At 64.6% G+C, this 15,219-nt stretch carries 12 protein-coding genes; 5 read left to right on the plus strand and 7 right to left on the minus strand.

The window, feature by feature from the left end; all coding sequences use genetic code 11:
- Positions 1 to 11 precede the first annotated feature (11 nt).
- Entirely contained in the window at positions 12 to 1,499 is a 1,488-nt protein-coding gene (locus IEX49_RS12060; protein WP_188806416.1) for a dihydroorotase, read from the plus strand.
- 129 nt (positions 1,500 to 1,628) lie between these two features.
- Here the strand turns inward: IEX49_RS12060 and IEX49_RS12065 are convergent, their stop codons facing one another.
- Complete coding sequence (locus IEX49_RS12065; RefSeq protein ID WP_188806417.1) at positions 1,629 to 2,348, minus strand: GntR family transcriptional regulator; 720 nt, start codon at positions 2,346 to 2,348, stop codon at positions 1,629 to 1,631.
- A 196-nt stretch (positions 2,349 to 2,544) separates the two neighbouring features.
- On the opposite strand from IEX49_RS12065, the gene IEX49_RS12070 reads away from it, so the two are divergent.
- The 3 genes from IEX49_RS12070 to IEX49_RS12080 all read left to right on the plus strand — a co-directional run bounded on the left by IEX49_RS12070 (position 2,545) and on the right by IEX49_RS12080 (position 5,503).
- Positions 2,545 to 3,405, plus strand: coding sequence for an isocitrate lyase/PEP mutase family protein (locus IEX49_RS12070; protein WP_188806418.1), 861 nt, complete (start codon positions 2,545 to 2,547; stop codon positions 3,403 to 3,405).
- A gap of 47 nt (positions 3,406 to 3,452) precedes the next feature.
- Positions 3,453 to 4,439 (plus strand): C-terminal binding protein, encoded by a 987-nt coding sequence (locus tag IEX49_RS12075; protein ID WP_188806419.1) that lies wholly within the window; start codon positions 3,453 to 3,455, stop codon positions 4,437 to 4,439.
- A 68-nt stretch (positions 4,440 to 4,507) separates the two neighbouring features.
- Positions 4,508 to 5,503, plus strand: coding sequence for a tripartite tricarboxylate transporter substrate binding protein (locus IEX49_RS12080; protein ID WP_188806420.1), 996 nt, complete (start codon positions 4,508 to 4,510; stop codon positions 5,501 to 5,503).
- Positions 5,504 to 5,575: 72 nt separating this feature from the next.
- Here the strand turns inward: IEX49_RS12080 and IEX49_RS12085 are convergent, their stop codons facing one another.
- The 6 genes from IEX49_RS12085 to IEX49_RS12110 form a co-directional block, all read right to left on the minus strand.
- Positions 5,576 to 5,866, minus strand: a complete 291-nt coding sequence (locus IEX49_RS12085; protein ID WP_188806421.1) for a DUF4287 domain-containing protein — start codon at positions 5,864 to 5,866, stop codon at positions 5,576 to 5,578.
- Between the two features lie 230 nt (positions 5,867 to 6,096).
- Positions 6,097 to 6,561, minus strand: coding sequence for a thiamine phosphate synthase (locus IEX49_RS12090; RefSeq protein WP_188806422.1), 465 nt, complete (start codon positions 6,559 to 6,561; stop codon positions 6,097 to 6,099).
- Between the two features lie 483 nt (positions 6,562 to 7,044).
- Positions 7,045 to 8,994 (minus strand): DUF2075 domain-containing protein, encoded by a 1,950-nt coding sequence (locus tag IEX49_RS12095; RefSeq protein WP_229672628.1) that lies wholly within the window; start codon positions 8,992 to 8,994, stop codon positions 7,045 to 7,047.
- Positions 8,981 to 9,301: a nucleotide pyrophosphohydrolase gene (locus IEX49_RS12100; RefSeq protein ID WP_188806423.1), complete on the minus strand. Its 321-nt coding sequence runs from the start codon at positions 9,299 to 9,301 to the stop codon at positions 8,981 to 8,983. Before IEX49_RS12100 ends, IEX49_RS12095 begins: the two co-directional genes overlap by 14 nt.
- Before the next feature lie 205 nt (positions 9,302 to 9,506).
- Positions 9,507 to 12,236: a DEAD/DEAH box helicase gene (locus IEX49_RS12105; protein WP_188806424.1), complete on the minus strand. Its 2,730-nt coding sequence runs from the start codon at positions 12,234 to 12,236 to the stop codon at positions 9,507 to 9,509.
- 24 nt (positions 12,237 to 12,260) lie between these two features.
- On the minus strand, positions 12,261 to 13,466 hold the full coding sequence (locus IEX49_RS12110; RefSeq protein ID WP_229672629.1) for a Fic family protein: 1,206 nt from the start codon (positions 13,464 to 13,466) through the stop codon (positions 12,261 to 12,263).
- A gap of 265 nt (positions 13,467 to 13,731) precedes the next feature.
- Here IEX49_RS12110 and IEX49_RS12115 point away from each other — a divergent pair, with 265 nt between their 5' ends.
- Positions 13,732 to 15,186 (plus strand): GntP family permease, encoded by a 1,455-nt coding sequence (locus IEX49_RS12115; protein ID WP_188806425.1) that lies wholly within the window; start codon positions 13,732 to 13,734, stop codon positions 15,184 to 15,186.
- Positions 15,187 to 15,219 lie beyond the last annotated feature (33 nt).

Consider the following 15,219-nt stretch of genomic DNA (forward strand, 5'->3'; position numbering starts at 1 on the left):
AAGGGACCCTCATGTCCAACTACGATCTGCTGATCAAGAACGCCACCGTGGTGCGCCCGGGCGAGCTCGCCCCCGAGCTGCTGGATGTTGCCGTCAAGGACGGCAAGTTCGCCGCCATCGCCGCTGACATCGACGCCTCCGAGGCCACCGAGGTGGTGGATGGCACCGGCAAGCACCTCTTCCCGGGCGTCGTGGACGTCCATCAGCACTGGGGCATCTACAACCCGCTCGAGGAGGATGCCGAGACCGAGAGCCGCGCCAGCGCCCAGGGCGGGGTGACCAGCGGCATCACCTACGTGCGCACCGGTGCCTACTACCTGAACAAGTCCGGCCCCTACAAGGACATCTATCCCGAGGTCTTGGAGGCCACTCGGGGCCGGGCCTACATCGACTACGGCTATCACGTGGCACCCATCCTCAAGGACCACATCAACGAGATCCCCGACCTGCTGGACATGGGCGTGGCCTCGTTCAAGATCTTCATGTTCTACGGCATCCACGGACTGCACGGCCGCTCCACTGACCAGAGCAAGTTCCTGATGATCCCGGAGGACGAGTCCTACGACTACGCCCACTTCGAGTTCGTCATGCGCGGCATCGAGAAGGCCCGCCAGGACCCGCGCTACGCGGACATCAAGGACCAGATCTCCCTATCCCTGCACTGCGAGACCGCCGAGATCATGCGCGCCTACACCAAGTTGGTGGAGGAGGAGGGCACGCTGACCGGTCTGGAGGCCTACAGCGCCTCCCGCCCGCCGCACTCGGAGGGCCTGGCCATCACCATCGCCTCCTACCTGGCGCATGAGACCGAGCTGCCCAACATCAACCTGCTGCACCTGACGAGCCGCAAGGCCATTGAAGCGGCCATGATGATGCAGCAGACCTTCCCGCACATCAACTTCCGCCGCGAGGTGACCGTGGGCCATCTGCTCGCCGACTGCCACACCGCGAACATGGGCGGCAAGGTCAACCCGCCGCTGCGCCCCCGAGAGGACGTGGAGGCCCTCTGGGACCACCTGCTGGCCGGGAACTTCTCCTGGGTCACCTCGGACCATGCCTGCTGCAAGGACGAGACCAAGTTCGGTGACCCGCGCGAGGACGTCTTCGTGGCCAAGTCCGGCTTCGGTGGCGCCGAGTACCTGCTGGCCGGGATGATCTCCGAGGGACGCAAGCGAGGCCTGTCCTACAACAAGATCGCCGAGCTGGTCTCCAAGAACCCCGCCGAGCGCTACGGCCTCAACGGCAAGGGCGACCTGCAGGTCGGCTTCGACGCGGACTTCTGCCTGGTCGACGATCAGACGAACTACGTGGTCCGGGCCGAGGACTCCCTATCCACGCAGGAGTACACGCCCTTCGAAGGGTTCGAACTGACCGCCAAGATCACGGACACCTACCTGCGAGGGAACACGGTGTTCCACGATGGCGCTGTGGTCGGTACCCCGCAGGGACAGTACTTGGACCGGACCGGCCGCACATCAGAGGTGCTGACCGAGGCGTAGGAGCAGGGAGAGCCATTCAGGAAGCCGCCTGGGCTTGTCTCGTCGAGACGGGCCCAGGGGGCTTCTCGCTCCAGAGAGGCCATGACAGAGGGCCTCTGTCCCGACCCGTGGTGCAGACGGCACGTGAACTTAAGCGGTACTGGTCAGGTACCCGCCGAGCTTCTCGCGAAGACGGGTCCGCTTGCTGAGGTTGCGCTGCTTCTCACGGTCGGCCAGGGCACGGACGTAGGTCTGCCCCGCCTGATCGATGTGCTGGGTCAGGACCCGGGCCACCCCCGGGGCATCGGCGGCTCGGACGAGGTCCACAATCTGCGCGTGCTCGCGCATGGACACGGCCACGGCGTCGCTTTTCCATGTGGAGAGATGGGCCCGGAGCGCGGAGACCTGGGTGGAGATCGCACCGTACGCCTCGGCCAGGTAGCGGTTCCCGCCGACTTCGAAGGCCACGGCATGGAACCGGGCGTCGAGTCGGTTGTACGCCGCACGGTCCTCCCGGGAGATGGCGGATTCCATCTCAGCCATGACGTCCACCAGGGCGGCCCCCGTGTGCGGTGCCGCCGTTCGCAGGGCGTCCTCCATGGCCCATGATTCCAGCCGGAAGCGAAAGCCGCATAACTCAAGCACCTGTTCGGGCGAGGGATCGAAGACGAAGGTGCCGGACTTGGGGACGATCTCTACGATTCCCTCGTTCTGCAACGCTTTCAGGGCTTCGCGCACGGGTGTCCTGCTGACGGAGAAGACCTCCGCCAGGGCATCCTCGGACAACGGCTCGCCGAGTTCGAAGGCACCGTCCGTGATGGATGCGCGGAGCGATGCAACGATCCCGTAGGCCATGGATGAGGTTCTCACTGAACGGGGCCCTCCTCTGTCGCCATCATGCTATCCGGCCCAACACTTGTATCCAAGTTGAGGTTCATCTAGTATCCAAGTTCAACGTGAGGTGCATCACGGTGATGACTCCCTTGATCCGCCGGGCCACAACCTGGCAGACCGTCGAAGTCCCCCGCGCCCCGCAACCCTCGGAGAATCAAGGACACGGAGAATCATGAACGCGGCTGCATCATTGAGAACACTGCTCGAGCCGGGGCGGCCCCTCGTGCAGGCCCCGGGGGCCTTCGATTCGCTCACCGCCCGATTGGTCGAGCAGGCAGGGTTCCCGGCCGTCTATCTCACCGGCTTCGGGGCCACAGCGTCGAGACTCGGTCAGCCGGACATCGGCCTGCTCACCGCGACCGAGATGACGGAGCATGCCAGGAACATGGTCCGGGCCGTCTCCATTCCCGTCATCGCCGATGCTGACAACGGGTACGGTGGCCCGTCCAACATTCACCGCACGGTCCTCGAATACCAGCAAGCGGGGGTCGCAGCGATTCACCTCGAGGACCAGGTCTCTCCCAAGCGCTGCGGGCAGATGGCCGGCATCAGCCTGGTGGACGCGGAAGACTCGGCCCGTCGGGTCAAAGCCGCCGTGGCGGCCCGCGGCTCTGACGACCTCGTGGTGATCGCCCGGACTGACGCCCTGGCCGCGACCTCCCGGGAGGACGCCGTCGAACGAATCCATCGCTACCGCGATGCCGGGGCAGACCTGCTCTTCGTGGACGGGGTCAAGACCATCCGTGACGTGGAGTTCATCGCCCAGTCCGTGGATGGGCACACAGTGGTCTCCATAGTGGACGGCACCGAGGCGGCGAGCCTAGCCGGCAGTGACCTGGAAGAGCTGGGATTCCGGATGGTCCTGTACCCATTAACCGCCCTGTTCTCGGCCACCTCCGCGGTGCAGCAGAGCCTGCACTCCCTGCGCGAGGACCAATCCGTACCGGCCAGCGCGATGGACTATGCCCAGTACTCGGAGATCGTCGACCTGCCGTTCCATCAGCATCTCGATGAGACCTTCGGCCAGCTCTGACTCCGCGGCCACGGCACTCTCCCCAACTCCCAAGACCTGAGGTATCCATGTACAAGATCGTTATCACCGACTACGAGTTCACAGACCTGGCCCCGGAACGGTCCGTCTTCGACGGACAGGACGTCATGGTCGATGCCGGCCCTTTCGCCGACGAGGCCACCTTGCGGGAGGCCTGCCGAGACGCGGACGCCATCATCAATCAGTACGTCCAGCTGGATGCCGCCTTCATCGCCACCCTGGAACGCTGCCGCGTGATTGCCCGGTACGGAATCGGCGTCAACACCATCGACATCGAGGCCGCCACCGCCGCCGGCATCATGGTCGCCAACGTCCCCGATGGTTCCCTGGATGATGTGTCCGACCACGCGGCAGCCATGATCCTCTCCCTCTCCCGGGGACTGGGTATCTACGACCGCGCGCTGCGGCGAGGTCAGTGGGACTATGCCCAGGCCAAGCCGCTGCACCGGCTCCGCGGAGCCACCTTGGGGCTGCTGGGCTTCGGCAACATCCCTCGGCGTCTGGCCGCGAAGATGCAGGTCTTCGGCATGAGGGTGATCGCACACGATCCGTTCGTGGACCCGGACGTCGCGTTGCGGGGGCATGACACCACGCTGGTGACGCCTGAAGAGCTCTTCGCGGCAGCGGACGTGGTCTCGATCCACCTCCCGCTGACCACCGAGACGGTCAACTTGGTGGATTCCCGGTTGCTGGGCCTGATGAAGACCACGGCGCTGTTGCTCAACACTTCCCGCGGCGGAATCGTCCAGGAAGAGGACCTGGCGGCGGCCCTGGCCGGAGGCCAGCTGGGAGGGGCCGGATTGGACGTCTTCAGCGCGGAACCGCTCGGTCATCAGTCCCCGTTCACCGAACTCGAGAACACGGTCCTAACGCCCCACGCGGCGTGGTACTCGGAAGAGTCCGAACAGGAGATCCGCACCAAGACCGCCCAGAACGTCCTCGACGCCCTGTTCCAGGGGCAACCCACGTATCTGGTGAACCGCGCCGTGGTCCCGCGCGCCGCCGTCGGGACCTGAACCACCCATCGGTAGATCTGCCCAACCCCCCCCCTCATTCGCTGCACCCCTCAGAACCAAGGAGAATCATGTCTCTGCACCTGAAGACCAGAACACTGTCCCTGGCGGCTCTCGCCCTTGCCGGCACCATAATGCTGAGCGCCTGTGCCGACAACGCCGGGAGCAAGACCGCTGACGCGGAGGACTTTCCCACTACGGACATCCGCCTCGTGGTGCCGTGGCAGCCGGGCGGCCAGGGAGACCTCACCGCCCGCACCTTGGCCCCGCTGCTGGAGGATGAGCTGGGGGTGTCCGTGATCGTGGAGAACCGGCCCGGAGCCAACGGGTCGATCGGCTACACCTGGCTGGCCGAGCAGGACCCGAACGGCTACAACCTGTCCATGATGGGCGTGGAGGTGGCGACGCTCCAGTTCATGGACTACGACGTGAGCCCGGATGACTTCGTCCCGATAGGCCAGGCCATCGAGGGCCCGGGCGCCATTGCCGTACCGGTGGACAGCCCCTACGAGTCCCTTTCAGAGCTTATCGAGGACGCCAAGGCGAACCCGGGCAAGCTGACCTATTCCTCGCCCGGGGTCGGATCCGTGTGGGATTCCCCGGCACGGGGCCTGCAGGACCTGGCTGGCATTGAGTTGACCAGCGTGCCGTACGACGGGTCTGCACCCTCTATCGCCGCGGCCGCCGCAGGTGACGTGACCTTCTCAATCGATGCGATGGGCAGCCAGAAGGCCCAGGTAGACGGTGGCGAGATGCGCTACCTCGCCATGCTCTCCGAGGAGCGCCACCCGGACTACCCTGACGTGCCGACCGCTCAGGAGGAGGGAGTCGACCTGCAGAACGCCTCATGGGCTGGCATCATGGCGCCGGCTGGCACCCCGGACGAGGTGGTCAAGGTCCTCTCCGACGCGATGGGTGTGGCCGTCCATGATCCCGGCTACATCAAGGTCATCGAGGACGGTAACCAGATCCCGACGTTCCGTGACTACGAGGAGACCGCCGCCCTGATCCAGAGCGAGGCCGACCGCTACGGGCCGTGGATCGAGATGGCCCAGCAGGGCCAGTGACCCCTCGCCCCCGCCCCGTGCCTCGGGGTGGGGGGCGTCTGACACTGAGATGTAGCTGGAAGCGGCTGCCGGTCAGGCGGGCTTGGTGGCCTTGCCGTCCAGCCAGAGCACGTCCGACTCGTCGCGGTGCGAGCCGGTGGTCCCCACGTGCTTGGCGTCGATCTGCGGGCCCTTCTTGATGACATGGACCAGAGCCATCCCGTGGCCACGGCCGAGCCCGTAGTCGGCCTTGAGCCAGTCGAGGATCTCACCCGCCTTCACCGAGGCGTCGTCATAGCCGCGACTCTGCGCGATCTCGAGTAGTTGGCGCGGGGTGAGGCCGGTCTTCTCCTCAATGGTGTCGAGGTAGGCCTGGAAGGACATGGAGGCTCCTGATGTCGGGTGTCGGCTGTGTGGTCGTCACCAGTGTCTACCGCGTGGGTGCCGACCGCCAGGCCCGGGCCAACTCGGCCGCAGCTCGCTGCGGATCCTCCGCGGCACAGATCCAGGACACGACGGCGGTCCCGGCCAGTCCGGCGGTCCGCAGACCTGGGAAGGTCGTCCGGAATCACCCCGCCGATCGAGACGGCGGGTAGTGCGGTGGTGGCGGCGAGCTACCCCAGGCGCTCCGCGCCGATGGGAGCGGGCGCGTCCGCCTTGGAGAAAGTGGTGCGCAAGGTGCCGATGCCCACGTAGGTGACGTTGGCGGTGCTGGTCTCGGCGGCCCCGAGCTGGTCCGGGGTGGCGGCGCTGAGGCCGAGGACCGCCTCGGGGCCGAGCAGTCGGCGCACATCCACCGCGTCTAGGTCCGACTGGCCCATGTGCACCCCGTGGACGCGGGCCCCACGGTGGCGGGCGGCGAGATAGACGTCCACGCGGTCGTTGACCAGCAGGGTCATGTGTGCGGGGAGCGCTGCGGACAGGGCTTCGAGCAGTTCGACCTGCTGCCGGGCCGGGGCGGTCTCCTCCCTCAGCTGAACGCTAATGACGCCACCATCGACGGCATCGAGCGCGTCGAGGAAGGCGGTGATGAAGGATCCCGGCCGGTGGGACTGTTCGGTGGCCAGCTCGGCGGCCATGGCGTAGACCGTGCAGGCGGTGCCCGACGGCTGTTTTTGGTGCCGATCGGGGCCAGTGCTAAGCGCACCTGGCCGACGCGGACACCTATCGGAACAGCGGCTTTGTGCGCTGGTGCGAGTAGGTGCTGCTCGGACTCCGAAATGACCTGCCCCGGGTCAAGTCACTGGGGAAAGTGGGTGTTGTCCGCGCCCGCGTGTTACTCCCGGCAATTGTCAGGTTACTGCGGTCCGCGTAGACCGGCGTCACAGAGGCAATGGCCCAGCGCACTACCGGATGCCGGTCCGTTGGTGTTGGCCGTGATCGGACAACTGGAGGAGTTGGGCTTCGTTCCCGCCACACGCGTAGGGCCATCCGACTCCTCCGTGGCCACGCGGCGGCAGCTAGTTGAGGTCGCGAGTACGTCAACTATCCGGATCTGTATGCGGGCTCGGTACTGGCTCACCAAGATGCGTCCATTACAGCCCGCGGTGATGTCGAGGTCGTCACGTGTCTCGAAGGGGAATGGTGTCTACCGTCTTGAGTACCACCTTGTCGATCGCCCCGCGGTGTGCTTGGGGTCGATAAGTAATCCGAGGATCAGGGTTCACGAGGTAGTCGACCCCATGGATAAGCGATGTTCCCATGAACGTAGCTTCGCTAGCTCCGGACAGGATGTCAGGGAAGTAGTGATGAGCTAGGTAATTCCGCAGGGGCTCATCGCAGACGTAAAGAAACGTACCGAGGATGCCTCGAGTCAGCAGCACGTTGTAGATGTTGATCACGTACTCCCGGATCTGGTCGTCCGTGTACGTGATCCCTAACTTCCTGTTGCTCTCCATACCCTTCGTGTCGAAGTAGGACTGCCGGTTGAAGGTGACCCGGCCCGTGGACTCGTCCAATCTCAGGTCGGGGCCGATGATCACCCCCGCGTAGTTCAGGTCGTAGCCCTGGATAGTGTGAATAGAACCGACTTCAAGCGGCGACTTTGGCGAACTGACCCAGTCTGTTGCCGTGGAATTCCATCGCAATTCCAGCCCATCGAGCTCGATGTCAAAAGCAGATCTGTTCTTCTTGCTACGCCACTTCCAGGCAAACCCTGCGAGGAGGCGGGCCAGGCCGTTTCGACCATCCAGCCGCAGAATCTCCTGTCTCATCCGCTTGAGGTCGGTAAACATGCGCAGGTCATATTTCATGATGTCGGGAGCCGGAGGTGCCACTCCGTTGCCGGCTGAACGCAGTACCTTGCCAAAGAAGTCCACATAGTCGTCGCCCGCCCGCACTCGGAGTTGGGACTGGAGCGTGAAAAGCCGATCAGCTGCCGAGGCATCTCGGATCACAGCCTCGACGGCGTCACGGGGCAGGTCTGCGGGCCTGACGGTCTGGTTGGGGTCAAGGATCAGAACTTGGTGTCGGCTCTTCTTGCGGATCCAGTCCAGTTGGGTCTTGGAGTAGTCATCCCCGTTGAACAGATCTTCGGTGATGTTCTGGAACTGAATGTTGAGCGGGCCGGCCGGCTGATTGGCGCGTTGGCTGAGCCGGTGGGCTTCGTCCACGACCAGCAAGTCGTACTCAGTATCCGACTGGCCGACCTTGAACGGGTCCACCACCTGCGATGGCTTCAGCCCCGGTGCCTTCTTGAAAACCTTCTGGATGGACTTCCGAAGAGATTGCTGGGGGATCACCAACCCGATGGACAGCCCCTGAAGCCGGTCCCTGTTCTCTCGGGTGAAAAGGTCGCTGAACGGGCGTCCCTCCTGAATCAGGTTTTCCAGTTCCGCATCTGTGGACTCCCCGATATCCGCGAGAAGCTTCATCAACACCACGGCAAGCACGGTCTTGCCGGTTCCGGGACCGCCCTGAACCACCATCGTCTCGACGGAGGAGGGCTGACTTGTAGCGTCGTCGACGTCGGCGAGAACTGCCTCCGCCATGCGGCGCACTGACTCGTCCTGCTCGGGCGAGAGCTCCTTGAACGGAGAGAGCTTATAGAGGTCCTGATTGATGATGTCCAGCTGGGTTTGGGAGAAGAGCCCATCCGCATACAGCTGCTGGAAGATCTGCTGGAAGGTCTCCTGGTAGTACTCGCGGGCGAAGTAGTGCCCGGCAACGATCCCCTCATTCCGGTTCTGAATTTCGTGGCCGTCACCGGAAAACATCCGGATGAGGAAGGCCTCCAAATCGAGGGTGGCGGACTTGTTGTACATATCGTGCAACACCACACGTGTTTGCGTGAGATCCCTCTTGGCCTCGCTCTGCATGTGCTGCGTGAGTCGGCGGTCCGCCTTGAGCGTTTCGCCCACATAGATTTTCTGAGCCACCCGATGGGACTTGGTGGACAGGCCCTCATGCAGGATGTAGACCGCTGGCCAGTTCTTCAGTCGCTGCTCCTTCGAAACGGCTGCGCTGACACCCTCACTGGTCAGCGGAAAGCTCTGGATCTCAAAGTCGGTCATACTTCGTGCTCCTGCCTTTGGCGAGGTTCACGGGATACTTCTCGTGTGTCTTGCCCAACTTGGTCTGAACGATCTCGTCCACGTCTAGGCCAAGGGCATCCGCGAGCAGGAAGCAGTACGTGAGGACGTCGGCGAGCTCCGACTGAACCTCATCGATGTCGGCCTCGCCGCCCCATTGGAAACTTTCCAGAAGTTCACCGGACTCGATGGAGATACTCTTCGCAAGGTTCTCCGGGGTGTGGAATTGACTCCACTCTCTTTCGGAGACCATCTGACGGATCAGGTCCATGGTGCGCTCATGACTCATACATTGAAGCTATCGGATGATGGAGGCGGCTCGCCTCTGCGCATGTTGAAACCCAGTGAAGCAGTTCAGTACGGCGGCAGAACTTTTGCCCAGGCGTTGATTGACCCCATCACCGGATTGCGGCGGCAAGTAATGAATCGGTGGGCTGTCTTGACGATCGAGTGCTCGTAATCCCGATGGGTGCTGCCTGGCACTTCAGGCCTTCTTACGTCGCGCAGGGACTGTCGGGAGCTTGGTAGGTGCCTCGATCGCCGAGCAACCGCTCCTGCTCCACCGCAATAACCTTCCGCGCCAGTGCCGCCTCGGACACGTCCACGGCCTCCGGCGCCGCCTCGGCCACGTCGGACTCGGCGGCGAACTGCTCGAACAGCTCCGCCTTGACCGCCAACATCTCGGTCAGGCGCTGGTCCACGCCGTCCTCGGAGAGCAGTCGGTGCACCTGCACGGTCTCCAACTGCCCCATCCGCCGGGCCCGTGCGATGGCCTGCCATTCGATCGCTGGGTTCAGCTGCGGCTCGCAGAGCACCACCACGGAGGCGGCCTGGATGTTGAGCCCGACGCCACCCGCGCTCACCTGCGCTACCAGCGCCGCCCCGCCGGGAGCAGCAGAAAAAGCGTCCACCATGGACTGCCGCTGGGTCGCCGCCACCGAGCCGGTCAGTGGCCCGAACACCGGACCGTCCAAGGCGCCCACCACCGCGTCCAGCACGTCTCGGAAGAACGAGAACACGATCACCCGCCGCCCGTTCTCCTCGGCCTCGGACACGATCTCCACCAGCCGCTGCATCTTCTCGGACGCACCCCCAGAAGAAAACGCGGCAGTCCGCATCGCCATGAAGTTCCCCTCGGCCACGGCCTCCCGGTAGGCCAGAGAATCCGCAGCGTTCATCGGCAGCAGTTCCTCGACCTCCACCAGCTCCGGCAGCTCGGTGAGCACGTCCTCCTGGTTGCGTCGCAGATAGGCAGGGGCCACCTGCTGACGGAACCGCGCTGGCGCCAGGGCGTGTGAGTCGAGCACCAGATCCGGACGGAGATAGCCGATGAGCACCCGGAACTCCTCGAGCCGATTCATCAGCGGAGTGCCGGTCAGCAGGATCGCCCGCTCCGTCCGGTCGATCACCTCCGCCACCGCCTGGGACCGCAGCGCCTCCGGATTCTTGATGTACTGCGCCTCATCGACCACCACGCAGTCCAGCGGTATCGGCTCGGCACCCTCATCGCCGAAGGCAGCACTGCGCAGCGTGGCGAAGGTCGTCACAGCCACACCACCGGCCCGCCGCCAGGCACTCGCCGCGGCCTCCCGGTTCGCTCCGTGCAGCCGATGCGCGGGCAGCGTGGTCATCTTCTCGATCTCGCGCATCCAGTTCGTGACCACGGCCGCCGGGCACACCACCAGGAAGTGCACCGGCTTCTTCGCCCCACCGGTCGCGGCCAGATGCGTCAGCACGGCCAGCGCCTCCACGGTCTTGCCCAGGCCCATCTCGTCGCCGATCACCACCTTGCCCTGCACCAGCGCGAACTTCGCTCCGAAGCTCTGGTATCCGCGCAGTGACGCGGTCAGGTGCGTGGTGTCCAGACGGAAGGCCCGCACCGCCTCCACGATCTCCGCGGGCAGGTCGCCCTGCGTCTTCTCCGGGTCCTCCGTGGTGAATCCGAGCTCGGCGAACAGCGCGTAGTAGTCGGACGGCCTCGCCAGAAAGTCGTCCCAGACCTCGTCCCCGGCCCCCTCCGCACCCGGGTGCGGGCCGGCGTCGGGCCCGGTGTGCTTGTCGGTGGGCACCGTTCCGGCCAACTGGAGCACGGAGACCACCGCCTCCCGGAACTGCGCGGCGGTCCGCGCACGCGGCGCCAGCAGCACTGGATGGCCCGGCGCCTGAGCGTGAGCCAGCGGAGCGAGGGCCTCGGCCAGCGCGACCCCGGCCGTGGCCCGCCGCAGCGGCAGCAGCTGCTCCCAGGCCCGGGTCCGGCGCAGCAGCTCAGTGGCGGATTCGGTGCGGTCGGCGGGGTCCAGCCGCAGGCCCGTGCCATCCACGGCGAGGTCCCACAGCGTGCGGGCGGCGCCGCGCAGACGGGCGGCAGTGGTCTTCCCGACGCCGTCCAGCGCCTCGAGCTCGGCGCCACGGTCCCAGACCTGCAGCACCGTGGTGATGCCCGCCTCGAGCAGCGGGCCGATGGACAGCCGGTCGGCGGTGGCGTCCTTGAGCCGCTCCACGTCCATGGTGTCCAGCAGGGCGCGTGCCTCGCCGTCCCGGATCACGACGCCGGCCCGGTGGGCTGCCGCGCGGCGCTCGGCTTCGCGGCGCAGCGCTTCCTCGAGGGGCGCGATGGCCTGGGGGAGCAGGGCGATGTCCTCAGCCGGAATCAACTCAGGAGCGATCCCGAGCTCGGGCAGGCGGCGGAGCAGGCCGATACTCGGATGGAGGGCGTCCTCGGTGGGGATGGACGCGGCGATGGTGGGGTGCTGCTCGAGCCGGTCCAGCAGCTGCGGCAGGCCCTGGGTGTGGGCCCAGAGGCGGTAGTCGTTCAGCTGCCGGGCGGACTGCTCGGCCTGGTGGCGGACCTCGCCGAAGGTGATGAGGCGCCGCAGGCCGAGGAGCTTCCGAGCCCGGTTCATCTCCTGCTCCCGGCCGCCGGCCAGGGTTGCCAGCGCCTCCTCCTCGTGCGCCGCGATAGGCGGGAGGGCCCGTAGGCGAGCGAGAGCAGCGAGGTGGGCGCCGTCGTCGGGCCCCAGGGGGAGGACACGCCAGTACTCGGTGGTCTGGTGCTGAAGGTCTCGAGATTGGAGGTCAAGGACGGCGGAACTGAGCCGGCGGCTCGCCTCATTGCTGTCCATCATGATCTGGGTGCGCCGCCCGAACAGGGCAGCGGCGCGCTCCATCCAGGAGGCGACCTCGCTGATGGTGCGCTGCAGGGTGGCGCGGTCGGTGCTGTTCATGGGATGCTTCCGAGTTGGCAGGTCCTAGTCATGCGGAGCAACCAGGACGTCTAGCACGGCGGGAGCGTAATAGCGGCGTCGATAGCCAGTGGTGGATTGAAGGACGGTCAGGATCTTCAAGTCCACCAACTGCTCGATCACCCGGCGGGCACCTCCATCGCTCAGCCCGAGCTCAGCTGCCGCCTGCTTGACGGTGAAGGTCGGACGGGCCGTCGCGAGGTCGATCAACCCGTGGGCACTGTCAGCGCGGATACGAGCATTTCTGATGGCTTCCTTCAGGCTGGCCTGAACGGAAGCCAACTCCAGCATCTGTTGACGCGTCGCTGCGGCCGCATGTTTCAAACCTCGAAGGAAGAACTCCAAGTAACCATCCCAGTCACCTGAGGTACTGACTGCCAAGAGTCGTTGATAGTACTCGGTTCGCCGTGCTTCGAACCACGGTGAGACGGTCAGCGTCGGCTCGCTCAGAACGCCGGTGGATAGGAGATCCAGGACAATGAGATACCGTCCGAGCCGGCCGTTTCCGTCCCTGAAGGGGTGAAGAGTTTCAAACTGATAGTGAGCCATGCCGACCTTGATGACGGGATCGATCGTGTCGGAATGGTCGTGGGACTTCCACGCCATGAGGCCGTCCACGCCGGCGTTCAACTGGTCGCCCGGCGGAACAGGAACGAACCGGGCTGCCTTGACGGGGAGATCGGTCGGTAGAAACCCTTCCCGCCGCCCGATCACCACCTGAGTTGGCCGCAGCCGCCCCGATTCTCCAGCAAGCGAGGTGCCCTTCATGAGGATGCCTTGCAAGTCCGACAAGAGGGATGTCGAAATTGGGCGCTCGCTGGCATGCCAGAAGTACCCGGTGTTTGCCATCTGCACGTAGTTCATGATCTCGCGCATTTCTGCGGAGTCCACGTCTTCTTCGTCCGCAGTGATGACCGCGGGGAGCGGTGCGTAGGTGCCCTCCAAAGCGGAGGTGCTCTGTGCTTCCGTGCGCAGAGTTGGCTGTCGCAGGAGCTGCGGGTTGGGCAATTGGCGAGCCGTATTGTCCAATGCGGCCAAAGCTGCCCGTGAATCCGCCAATGCCATGATCGTCGCCGGGGAGAGCGTTGGCATGTCATCCGGAAGGGAGTTCGGGAGAAACGCTCTGTGCTCCCAATCGCCGTGTTGTGTGGTTGAGCCACGGATGGTGATGAGCTCGCCGGTGGCCGTGCTGGAAAACTGGGAAAGTTCCACATGCACACATTACGGCTGAACTGTGGGATTGTCGCTGTACATTTACACAAAACACGGGGTTTTGTGTGAATGTGGCGGAACTTTCACACAGAACTGTCGATGCTGAGGCTGGTTCCAGGATCCTGCGGCCCCCTTGCCCTGCTCACTGTGATGTGGTTCACTCAACCTTGGTATTATTAATAATCTCATCGATGGCTCGCGGGTTCGTCGATGATCTCACTCGCCCACCGCTCGCACTTGCGTGACCGAGACAGGACTTCCCGGCATGAATTTCACTATCCCCCATGAGGCATGGGTGATCACGGCAGCAGTTCTCGCCGTGGCCCTGTTGCTCTTGCTCATCATCAGATTCAAGTGGCAGGAGTTCGTTGCCCTGATCTTCGTGTCGATCGTCTTCGGCATCGGGATCGGGTCGAACCCCAATGAGATGCTCGAATTCATCGTCGGAGAGATGGGCTCATCGCTGGGGCAATTGTCCTTGGTGATCGGTCTCGGGGCCATCTTCGGCATGATGCTTCAGCGTGCTGGTGCCGCCGAGAGGATTGCCATCACCTTGGTGGAGAAATTCTCCGACAAGACCGTGGCTCTCGGCTTGAGTGCGGCCGGGTTCCTGGTCGGTACCTCGGTGTACATCGATGTCGCCATCGTCATCTTGGTCCCGATGCTCTACGGCGTTGCCCAGCGGACCGGAAAATCTCTGCTGCACTACGGCATCCCCCTCTGCGCCGGGCTCAGCACCGCCTACACCTTCATGCCGCCGGCCCCCGGTCCGCTGGCCACGGCCGGCATCATGAACGCCGACGTCGGCCTGGTGATCCTCTTTGGCGTGATCTGCGGTTTCCCAGCCGTCATCGTCGCCGGCCCCATCTTCGGGAAGTTCATCTCGCGGCGCATCTTTGTTGCCCCTCCGGTGGCAACGGACACCGACAGCTCCGGCGGTCAGGGCTCCGGCCAGGCGAATTCCTCTCCATCACGGGGTGGCGGGGCCAACGGATATGGGGTCGCGCTCCAAGAGGGGCAGGTTCAGGTGGCAGTCGATGACCGCGGCGTTCCCCTGCCTAGCCTCGCCTCGGTGCTCGGGGCGCTGTTTCTGCCGCTCATCCTGATCGTGGTCGGCACAGTGGGGCGCCTGATCGGCGGACCCGCTGGTGAGGTCTTCCAGTTCATCGGCAACCCGGTCATTGCCATGCTGGTGACCTGCTTGTTCTCGCTCTACTTCTTCGGCACGCGCCGGAAAATGAGCAAGGAGGACCTCCAGATGGTGGCCACGGCGGCCTTGGGGCCGGCTGGCATGATCATCCTCGTGACCGGTGCCGGAAGCGTCTTCGGCGGCGTCCTGGTGGAGTCCGGGCTGGGGGACACCCTGTCCGAGGGAATGCAGAACGCCAGTGTTCCCTTGGTTGTCTTCGGCTTCATCGTGGCCTCGGTCATGCGCATCTCCCAAGGGTCCGGGCTGGTTGCCATGGTCACTGGCGCCTCCTTCAGCGCACCGCTGGCGGAGGCGATGGGGGCGAGTCCCGCTGTGGTGGCCCTGACCTGCATTGCCATTGCTTGCGGCGGTGCCGGCTACTCGCACGTCAATGACTCGGGCTTCTGGATGGCCAACAGATACTTCGGCATGTCCGTGGCGGATACGTTGAAGTCCTGGACCATCATGAAGACCCTCGTGGCGCTGACAGGCTTCGTGATGGTCCTGATCCTCAGCATCTTCATCCACTGATCGTGCCCGCCTACAATGACATGATCGTAAGGT

This window comes from Citricoccus zhacaiensis, assembly GCF_014645315.1.
In the GTDB taxonomy this organism is placed as follows: domain Bacteria; phylum Actinomycetota; class Actinomycetes; order Actinomycetales; family Micrococcaceae; genus Citricoccus; species Citricoccus zhacaiensis.

Bases quoted from the DNA above. Each gene is read 5' to 3' on its own strand.
- IEX49_RS12090 (WP_188806422.1), bottom strand. From the start codon at position 6,561: ATGGCCGCCGAGCTGGCCACCGAACAGTCCCACCGGCCGGGATCCTTC.
- IEX49_RS12080 (WP_188806420.1), top strand. From the start codon at position 4,508: ATGTCTCTGCACCTGAAGACCAGAACACTGTCCCTGGCGGCTCTCGCC.
- IEX49_RS12095 (WP_229672628.1), bottom strand. From the start codon at position 8,994: ATGACCGACTTTGAGATCCAGAGCTTTCCGCTGACCAGTGAGGGTGTC.
- IEX49_RS12105 (WP_188806424.1), bottom strand. From the start codon at position 12,236: ATGAACAGCACCGACCGCGCCACCCTGCAGCGCACCATCAGCGAGGTC.
- IEX49_RS12100 (WP_188806423.1), bottom strand. From the start codon at position 9,301: ATGAGTCATGAGCGCACCATGGACCTGATCCGTCAGATGGTCTCCGAA.
- IEX49_RS12060 (WP_188806416.1), top strand. From the start codon at position 12: ATGTCCAACTACGATCTGCTGATCAAGAACGCCACCGTGGTGCGCCCG.
- IEX49_RS12075 (WP_188806419.1), top strand. From the start codon at position 3,453: ATGTACAAGATCGTTATCACCGACTACGAGTTCACAGACCTGGCCCCG.
- IEX49_RS12115 (WP_188806425.1), top strand. From the start codon at position 13,732: ATGAATTTCACTATCCCCCATGAGGCATGGGTGATCACGGCAGCAGTT.
- IEX49_RS12070 (WP_188806418.1), top strand. From the start codon at position 2,545: ATGAACGCGGCTGCATCATTGAGAACACTGCTCGAGCCGGGGCGGCCC.
- IEX49_RS12085 (WP_188806421.1), bottom strand. From the start codon at position 5,866: ATGTCCTTCCAGGCCTACCTCGACACCATTGAGGAGAAGACCGGCCTC.